This window comes from Pseudomonas protegens (genome assembly GCF_003732485.1).
Classification (GTDB): Bacteria; Pseudomonadota; Gammaproteobacteria; order Pseudomonadales; family Pseudomonadaceae; genus Aquipseudomonas; species Aquipseudomonas protegens_B.
The window spans coordinates 82,774-90,533 of the sequence record NZ_MOAK01000015.1 but is presented as its reverse complement, the minus strand read 5'-3'; the positions used below and the strand labels follow the sequence as shown (position 1 = coordinate 90,533).

General features: G+C 67.5%; 6 protein-coding genes. 1 reads left to right on the top strand and 5 read right to left on the bottom strand.

All coding sequences use genetic code 11. The features are described from left to right. Window positions 1-55: 55 nt before the first annotated feature. The 5 genes from BLX41_RS01810 to mdlC form a co-directional block, all read right to left on the bottom strand. The gene (locus tag BLX41_RS01810) at window positions 56-1,294 is read right to left on the bottom strand and encodes an OprD family porin (protein WP_404942726.1); all 1,239 of its coding nucleotides are present in this window, start codon (window positions 1,292-1,294) and stop codon (window positions 56-58) included. Window positions 1,295-1,432: 138 nt separating this feature from the next. Continuing rightward, window positions 1,433-2,908 (bottom strand): aldehyde dehydrogenase family protein, encoded by a 1,476-nt coding sequence (locus BLX41_RS01805; protein ID WP_011061755.1) that lies wholly within the window; start codon window positions 2,906-2,908, stop codon window positions 1,433-1,435. 138 nt (window positions 2,909-3,046) lie between these two features. Further along, window positions 3,047-3,970 (bottom strand): ketopantoate reductase family protein, encoded by a 924-nt coding sequence (locus BLX41_RS01795; protein ID WP_123723527.1) that lies wholly within the window; start codon window positions 3,968-3,970, stop codon window positions 3,047-3,049. 43 nt (window positions 3,971-4,013) lie between these two features. After that, a complete protein-coding gene (locus BLX41_RS01790; RefSeq protein ID WP_015635941.1) occupies window positions 4,014-5,405 on the bottom strand; it encodes an MFS transporter in 1,392 nt (463 codons plus the stop codon). An 81-nt stretch (window positions 5,406-5,486) separates the two neighbouring features. Next, on the bottom strand, window positions 5,487-7,073 hold the full coding sequence (gene mdlC / locus BLX41_RS01785; RefSeq protein WP_123723526.1) for a benzoylformate decarboxylase: 1,587 nt from the start codon (window positions 7,071-7,073) through the stop codon (window positions 5,487-5,489). A 115-nt stretch (window positions 7,074-7,188) separates the two neighbouring features. Here mdlC and BLX41_RS34175 point away from each other — a divergent pair. Further along, on the top strand, window positions 7,189-7,760 hold a 572-nt coding region (locus tag BLX41_RS34175; protein ID WP_259744316.1), incomplete at its 3' end, for a LysR family transcriptional regulator.

The window sequence follows — 7,760 nt, the reverse complement described above, 5'->3', positions numbered from 1 at the left end:
TGCGTCGGAATGCCGCCCAAGCCGTTCGCAGCCTTCGGCAGCGGCTACAGGGTTTTCAGAGCGACAGCGGGTAGCTGACAATCAGCCGGGTCTGGTCGAAGTCGCTGTTGAAGCTGCGTCGGTTGGTGGCGTTGTTCAGCCGCAGGCTGAGGTTCTTCAAGGTGCCGCTCTGCAGGGTGTAGCCGATCTCGGTATCGCGCTCCCACTCATGGCCGTCATTGCCAACCTTGGTGCTGGCGCTGTCGCCACGACCGTAGCGCACCATGGCCAGCAGCCCGGGAATCCCCGAGGCGGCGAAGTCATAGTCATAACGCACCTGCCACGAACGCTCGCCGGCGTTGCTGAAGTTGCCGTTGAACATGTCGTTGCCCAGGGTCCGGCCGCTGCTGCCGTAGACCGACATCCAGGGGCTGTCGCCGCTGACTTTCTGCAACCCCAGGTACAGCGTGTGCCCGGCCCGGGAGGCAGAGAACAGACCATAGGCGGTGTGGCTGTCGACCCGGCCGATACGCGCGCTGCCATCGTCGCGGTCGATGAAGTAGCCCAGGTTCGCCCCCAGGGTCCAGTCCCCCAGCGGTTGCTTGTGCAGCAGGTTGAAGTAGCTCTGGCGGTAGATGTCTTCCAGCTGCGAATGCCAGACCCCGAGCAAGGTGCGCTGCTGGTTGAAGCGGTATTCGGCACCGGCGTAGTTGAAGCCGTCGGACTTGACCCCGGGCGCGGCCCAGGCCGAAAGGTCCTGCATGTCCGAGGAGTTGCGCAGGCTGACGGCACGGTACTGCCCGGCCTGCAGCCCCAGGCCGCTGATCTCTCGGGAGACCAGCATGGCCCCGCGAAAGGTCTGCGGCAGCAGGCGGCCGTCGTCATAACGCAGCAGTGGAATGTCCGGCAGCAGCTCGCCGACCTTGAACTCGGTGGCGGAAATCCGCGCCTTGAGGGCCGCTCCGGCGCGACCGAAATTGTCCGCGGCGCGCCCGTCGTCGTGCACCGGCAGCAACTCCGAACCGCTAGTCTCGCGACTGCTGTCGAGCTTGAGGCCGAACAGGCCGATGGCGTCCAGGCCAAAGCCCACGGTGCCCGGGGTGTAGCCGGAGCTGAACTTGAGGATAAAACCCTGGGCCCACTCCTCGACCTGGCCCTTGGGCGCGTCATGGTCACGAAAATCCCGGTTGAAGTAGTAGTTGCGCAGCAGCAGGTCGGTCTTGCTCCCCTCGAAAAAACCACTGTCGTCGGCGGCCCAGGCGGGCACGCACAGGCCCACGGACAAGCAAGCCCCCACCAGGGAACGGCACTGCATCGGATGACGGGTGTTCATTATTATTGTTCTCCGCTTTTCATAGGCGCAGCCGTGCCCGACAGGCCGGCAAGGGCCCGCGCGCTCACGGATGCTCAAAAGCCCGGCCAGGGCGGCCGGGCGTTATTCAAAGGTGCCGGGTCAGAAGGGATACTGACGCGGCCGGTGCTGCAGGCTGATCCAGTGGTCCCGGGTGAATTCATCGATCGCCCAGTCGCCGTTGAAGCGCCCCAGGCCTGAGTTCTTCTCGCCACCGAAGGGCGCGTTGGCCTCGTCGTTCACCGGCACATCGTTGATGTGGGTCATGCCGGCACGCACCTGCCGGGCGAAGTTCACCCCGCGCTCCAGGTTGCCGGTGAACACTGCACTGGCCAGGCCGAATTCGCTGTCGTTGGCCAGCTCCAGGGCATGGGCTTCGTCCCGGGCGCGCAGCAGCCCCACCAGCGGGCCGAAGATTTCATTGCGCGCCAGGTCCATGTCGGCACGCACTTCGCCATATACATGGGGCGCCAGCAGGTTGCCGTTCTGCCCGCCCTCGTACAGTGGCTCGGCGCCCTGCTCGCGGGCCAGGGCGATCTTGTCCTGCAGGCCTTGCAACTGGCGGGCGTTGATCACCGGGCCGATCACTGTGTCCAGCGATTGCGGATCACCCACCTTGAGCTGCTTGACCCGGGCCACGAAGCGCTGGGCGAAGGCATCATAGAGGCGCTCGTCGACGATGATGCGGTTGATCGCCATGCAGATCTGCCCCTGGTGCAGGAACTTGCCGAACACCGCGGCGTTCACCGCCTGTTCCAGGTCGGCATCGTCCAGTACCACGAACGGGCTGTTGCCCCCCAATTCAAGCGCCACGTGCTTGAGGTGCTCGCCACCACTGGCGATGCGGCCGATGCCGCGCCCCACCGGGGTCGAGCCGGTGAAAGTGATCAGCGCCGGCACCGGGTGCTCGACAAAGGCATCGCCGATCTCGCTACCGGCCCCCACCACCACGCTGAACACCCCGGCGGGCAGGCCCGCTTCCTCGAAGATCCTGGCCAGCAGCAGGCCGCCGCACACCGGCGTATCGCTGGCCGGCTTGACCACCACCGCGTTGCCCAGGGCCAGGGCCGGGGCGATGGAGCGCTGGGTCAGGTGCAGCGGGAAGTTCCACGGGCTGATCACTCCGACCACCCCCAGGGCGCTGCGGTACACCCGGCTTTCCTTGCCCGGCACATCGGATTCGACAATCCGCCCGTGGACCCGCGCCGGGAAGGACGCCGCCTCCAGGGTGATGGCCCGCGCCGCGCCCCACTCGGCCAGGGCCTTGATCCGCGTGCTGCCGGATTCGCGAATGATCCAGTCGACAATTTCCTCCTGGCGCCGGTCGAAGATCGCCACCGCCTGGTGCAGCACCGCCGCGCGCTGGGACGGGCCCAGGGCCGCCCATTGCGGCTGCACCTGGGCGGCCTTGGCGTAGGCCGCGTCCAGGTCGCTGCGGTTGGCCTGGGCCAGTTCCAGCAGCTGTGCACCATCGAATGGATTGCTCACCACCAGGGTCTTGCCGGAGGCGCCGGCGCGCCACTGTCCGGCGATGGGTTGCAGGTGCAGATCGCGATAGACCGCGTTGGAATCACTCATGGAAAATCTCCTCATGGAACAGCATTCATAAACCGATGTGTCACACAAAAGCCGGCGTGTGCAGGAGCTGGTTTGCCAGCGTAGGCGCCCGCCAGCCCCACACAAGCCCCAAGGCCCTCTTCGCCGGCAAGCCGGCTCCTACGAGGCGGCGCGTTTTTCGATCAGGCGCAGCAGGCCCAGCAGGGTTTCGGTGTGGGGCACGGGCACCCCCGCCTGCCGCGCCCGTTCCAGCACCTGGCCATTGATGGAGCCGATCTCCGTGGGCCGCCCTGCCAGCACGTCCTGCAGCATCGAAGGCTTGTGGGTGCGGTGATGGGCAATGGCGAACGCCACACTGTCCAGGCAGCCCTGGGCATCCAGCTCTATTCCCTGGGACCTGGCCACCGCCACCACCTCCAGCACAATGGACCGGGCCAGGGCCACGCCCTCCGGCGCTGCGTCCAGCTGGCCCACAGTGCAGCCGGTGGCGGCGCACAGGCTGTTCAAGGCGGCGTTGAAGGCCACCTTCTCCCAGATAGAGGTCCAGATCTGCGGGTCCACCGCACAGTTCAGCCCGGCAGCATCCAGCACCGCCGCCACCTCCTGGCTGGCGTTGCGCTCGCGGCTGCCTGGGGCCAGCACCCGCACCATGCCCTGGCCGTGGGAATGCACCTGCCCCGGCCCGACCATGTCGGCGGGCCAGTTGGTCATGCCGATCAGCACCTGCTGCGGGGCCACATGCCGGGACAGCGCCTCGGCATTGCCCAGGCCGTTCTGCAGGGTCAGTACGAGGGTGTGGCCGGCGATATGCCCGGCGACACTGCGCAAGGCACTGTCGGTGTGCAGGGTCTTGGTGAAGACCAGCAACAGGTCGGGGTGCCCCGTGGCCTGCTCCGGACGGCAGGCGTGCAGGCCGGTAATGCGCCGCTCGCCGCTGTCGGTGGCCAGCAGCAGGCCGTCGCTGCGGATCGCCGCAAGGTGCCCGTCGTTGATGTCCAGCAAGGTCACCTGCTGGCCGCTTTGCGCCAGCAGGCCGCCAAACAGCGAACCCATGGCACCCGCGCCAAGAATGGTGATGTTCATCGAACCTCCTGTTTGAGTGGCCGGTTCACGCACCGGGCCGCGTTCATGACTGGCCCGGCAGGCGCCGGGGAATGTGCCGGCCCACGATCAGCAGCGCCAGCAGCGCCATGACCATCACCGACCCCAGCAGCGTGAGGTAGCCGTTGGCGCCGCCCTGGGTAATCACCAGGGCTCCGGCGAAGGCACTGAGGATCGCCCCCAGGCGCCCGAAGGCCAGGGCTGATGCGGTGCCGGTGGCGCGCACACTGGTGGGGTAGATAAAGGCGCACAGGGCAAACATGGTGGACTGCACGGCGTTGACGAACAGGCCGTGCACGCCGAAGCCGAAGATCAGCAGCCCGGTGTCCTGGTGGATGTCCACCACCTGCAACAGGAAGGCGCTGGCCGCGCCGCCGGCGCAGCAGATCAGCAGCGGCCAGAACGAACCCCAGCGAGTGATGGCCACCGCGCACACCAGCGCCCCGATCACCCCGCCCAGGTTGTAGGCGGTCAGCCCGGAACCGGCCACCGACAGCTCCAGGCCTTCGGACAGCAGCATGGTGGGCAGCCAGCTGAAGGCGCTGTAGACCGCGGTCAGGCACATGAAGAACGCCACCCAGAGGGCCAGGGTGTCACGCCCGTAGCCCAGGGCGAACAAGGCGCGGAAACCACCCTGCTTCTCGCTCTTCTGTTCCAGGGCATCGGTGTAGACCACCCCCGCCGCCATCGGCCGGCCCATGCGCCCGAGCAAGGTGCCCAGCTCGTTCCAGCGCTGGGGCCGGCGCGCCAGAAAGCGCGGCGACTCCGGCAGCGTCGCCAGCAAGGCAAAGCCCAGGACGATGGGCAGGCTGCCGCCGATGAAAAACAGGGTGCGCCAGCCGTACAGCGGCAACACATGGGAGGCGAACAACCCCGCCAGCATCCCGCCCAGGGGCACGCAGACAATGGTGGCCGTTACCGCCAGGGTGCGTCGCCGCGCCGGGGTGAACTCGGCCGTCACCGTGGTGGCGCTGGGCAGCGCGCCACCGATGCCCAGCCCGGCAATAAAACGCAGGGCCGCCACCGCCAGCGCATTGGGCGCCAGGCCAATGGCGCAAGTGGCCGCACCAAACACGAAGACACTGGCAATGATCGCCATGCGCCGGCCGAACCGGTCGGCAAACAGACCGGCGCAGGCACTGCCAATACCCATGCCGATCAGCCCGGCCGCCACCGCCGGAGCGAACGCCTCGCGGGTGATGCCCCACTCCTTGATCATCAGCGGAATGGCAAAGCCGATCAGTTGCCCGTCGAAGCCGTCCATGACAATGGACAGCGCCGCCAGCAACACCACCAGCTTCTGCATGCCGGTGAAGGGGCCATGGTCGAGCAAGGTGCCGATATCGGCGTGGGTGGAACCGGAACGCGCCGGCTGGGGCGCGTCGTCTATCACAGCAGTAACCGAAGTCGTGTTCATAACCACCTCTTTTTATTCTTCTGGTGAGTCCGCAGGTTGCGGTTGGCAAGGCCGGGCTCGCGCCCGGCGACAAGGCAGCCCTCAGGGTTCGATGGTCAGGGTCGGCACCTCGATCAGTACCGGGCGGTCGCCCGCCAGGGCTTCACTCAGGGCCTGGGCGAACGCCTCGCGGGTGTTGGCCTGCACCGAGTGCACGCCATAGCCGCGGCCGATGGCGCAGAAGTCCAGGCCGGGCACGTCCAGGCCCGGGGCGTCGCTGACCTGCAGCACACCGGCGAACCAGCGCAGGGCGCCGTAGGTGCCGTTCTTGAGGATGATGAACACCACCGGGATCTGGTACTGGGCGGCCGTCCACAGCGCGGTGATACCGTAGTTGGCCGAGCCGTCGCCAATGACCCCGATCACCCGCCGCTCCGGCCGGGCCAGTTGCACCCCCACCGCCGCGGGCAGGCCGAAGCCCAGGCCACCGGCGGCCGGGAAGTAGTAGCTGCCGGGTTCGCGCATTTCCACCCGCTGCCAGAAGGCGCCTACGGTGGAGGTGGACTCCTTGACGTAGATCGCGTCCTTGGGCGCCAGCTCATCGATCACGTCGAACACGGTTTCCGGGCGCAGCAGGCCGCCCAGCTCCTCGACCGGAGCAGCCGGCGGCAAGGCCCGGGGCTGCGGCCGGTCGCAATCCGGCAGCGCCCAGACCAGGGCCTGCAGGGTCTCGGCGATGTCCCCCACCAGCGCATCGCCCATGGGCGCACGCGCCGCTTCGCCGGGGTCGCAGGTGATGTGCAGCAGCTCGGTGCCCGCGGGCAGGTAGTCCCCCGGGGCGAACTGGTGGTAGCGGAATACCGGGGCCCCCACCACCAGGATCAGGTCGTGGTCCGCCAGGCAGCGGCTGATGCCGGCAATGGCTGCCGGCAGCACCCCGCGAAAGCTCGGGTGACGGGTGGGAAACGGGCAGCGCGAAGCGGACGGCGCGACCCAGGCCGGCATGCGCAGTTTCTCCGCCAGTTGCACAGCCAGCTGGTTGCTCTGGCTGCCATCCACATCCGGCCCCAGCACCAGCACCGGGTTGCGCGCTGCCGCCAGGCGCTGCACCAGCGAACGCAATTGCGCCGCCGAGGGCAGCCCGGCAGTGGCCACCTGGCGCCGGGCCAGATGCTCGACCCCGGCCGGCGCCGGGCGGGCCCAGTCGTCGTAGGGAATGGACAGGTACACCGGGCCCTTGGGCGCCTGGTTGGCCATGTGGATCGCCTGGCTCAGGGCCCGCGGCACGTCCTCGGCGCAGGCCGGCTCGGCGCTCCACTTGACCAGGGGCTTGGGCAGCTGCGGTGCATCGACGTTGGCCAGCATCGCCTCGACGCCGATCATCGAGCGCACCTGCTGGCCGGCGGTGATCACCAGCGGGCTGTGGGAGTACCAGGCATTGGTCAGGGCGCCCATGCCATTGCCGGTGCCGGCCGCGGCGTGCAGGTTGACGAAGGCCGGCTGGCCGCTGGCCAGGGCGAAGCCGTCGGCCATGCCCACCACCGCGCCTTCATGCAGGCCGAGGATGTAGCGGAAGTCTTCGGGGAAGCCCTTGAGAAAGGGCAGCTCGTTAGAACCCGGGTTGCCGAACACGGTGGTCAGGCCTTGTTGCCGCAGGATGTCGTAGGAGGCGCTATGGACGGTTTTCATATGGACCTTTGCCGCTGTTTTTTAGAATTTGAGTTACTCTTGCAGCCGCCACGAAATTGATCAAATCGATACTATCTCTATTAAAAATAAGACCCATCTATATCCATGAGGCAGCATGAGCCACATCGATCTGAACCTGATCCGCACCTTCGTCACCCTCTACGAAGCCCGCAGCGTGACCCTGGCCGCCGAGCGCCTGTTCGTCACCCAGCCCTCGGTCAGCTACGGCCTGGCGCGGCTGCGCGAGCTGTTCGACGACGGCCTGTTCAGCCGCACCCGGGACGGCATCCAGCCCAGCCAACTGGCCGATGAGCTGTACCCGGCCTTTCGCGAATCCCTGACGCGGATCGAGAACACCGTGCACAGCACCCGGCGCTTCGACCCGGCGACCACCGAACGGCGCTTTCGCATCGCCCTCTCCGACCTTGGCGAAATGGGCTTCCTGCCGCTGATCCTGGCGCGCCTGAACCAGCAGGCCCCCGAGGCCGAAGTCGAAGTCCTGCCGCTGCAGGTGGACCAGGCCGGCGAGTGGCTCAGCAGCGCCAAGGTCGACGCGCTGATCTGCCGCAAACCCTTGACCGGCACCCGCAGCCAGGTGCTGATCCGCGAGCGCTACGTGTGCCTGCTCAGCGACCGTCATCCGCGCATCGGCACCCAGCTGAGCCTGGAGCAGTTCCTCGCCGAGCG

Coding starts and splice junctions, on each gene's coding strand:
- BLX41_RS01810 (WP_404942726.1), bottom strand. CDS start 1,294: ATGCAGTGCCGTTCCCTGGTGGGGGCTTGCTTGTCCGTGGGCCTGTGC.
- mdlC (WP_123723526.1), bottom strand. CDS start 7,073: ATGAAAACCGTCCATAGCGCCTCCTACGACATCCTGCGGCAACAAGGC.
- BLX41_RS01790 (WP_015635941.1), bottom strand. CDS start 5,405: ATGAACACGACTTCGGTTACTGCTGTGATAGACGACGCGCCCCAGCCG.
- BLX41_RS01795 (WP_123723527.1), bottom strand. CDS start 3,970: ATGAACATCACCATTCTTGGCGCGGGTGCCATGGGTTCGCTGTTTGGC.
- BLX41_RS01805 (WP_011061755.1), bottom strand. CDS start 2,908: ATGAGTGATTCCAACGCGGTCTATCGCGATCTGCACCTGCAACCCATC.